Here is a 756-nt window from a genome sequence, read left to right on the forward strand (position 1 = left end):
CGAACACCCTGCTCGCCGTTGTTACGCCCTGAGCTTTAGCAATTGGGCATGCTGCTAATATAATGCCGCTGCGACGCTCCGGGTCGGCTACAGCTACCGGCTTATCCTTATATTCAGGGTACGATGCTTTTTCAACGGACGCGTAAAAAGATTGCCCATCGACCAATAGGATGGAACGTTCAGGAGGCATGTCGGTTTACCTGCTCCACGTCCACAATATTACTCACGTCAAAGATACGGATGGATCCAGCGGAGAAGCAATGAGCCTTAACACGGTCATCCTTGACGGCCAGCACTTTTACGTCCCGGATCGTCACATTGCGATGCCTATCGATATAAATCAGTTGCACAACCTTGCCGATGTACTTCTCCATCTGGACACCTCATTCACGAATGTATGTTCTTATTATATACAAACGTACGTTCGGTATACAATGAAAATTAATTCCATTCGAAGACAAGACTAAATCCCCCAAATAATGCACACCATAAAGCGACAATTATTGGGAGGAATACTCATGCATACAGTATGGAAAGGTGCAATCAGCTTTGGATTGGTCCATATTCCCGTCAAAATGCACACCGCGACATCAGACAATGACATACACTTTCGGACGTTGCACAAGGTATGCAGCACACCGATATCACAATATAAGTTCTGCTCACATTGCGACGTCCAGGTCGATCAGGCGGATATCGTTAAAGGCTATGAGTACGAGAGAAGTAAATTCGTCCTCTTCAGCGACGAGGAGATCG

Annotated in this window: 3 protein-coding genes; 1 reads left to right on the forward strand and 2 read right to left on the reverse strand. The window is 46.6% G+C overall.

The window, feature by feature from the left end:
- Positions 1-190: Y-family DNA polymerase (locus tag PAT3040_RS00015; RefSeq protein WP_444980816.1), on the reverse strand; the 190-nt coding region annotated here is incomplete at its 3' end.
- Positions 180-374, reverse strand: a complete 195-nt coding sequence (locus tag PAT3040_RS00020; protein ID WP_108991007.1) for a WYL domain-containing protein — start codon at positions 372-374, stop codon at positions 180-182. The genes PAT3040_RS00020 and PAT3040_RS00015, both read right to left, overlap by 11 nt.
- Positions 375-518: 144 nt before the next feature.
- Here PAT3040_RS00020 and PAT3040_RS00025 point away from each other — a divergent pair.
- A partial coding sequence (locus PAT3040_RS00025; protein ID WP_305778761.1) for a Ku protein occupies positions 519-756 on the forward strand: 238 nt, incomplete at its 3' end.

It is taken from the genome of Paenibacillus agaridevorans (assembly GCF_003112455.1).
Taxonomy (GTDB): Bacteria; Bacillota; Bacilli; order Paenibacillales; family Paenibacillaceae; genus Pristimantibacillus; species Pristimantibacillus agaridevorans.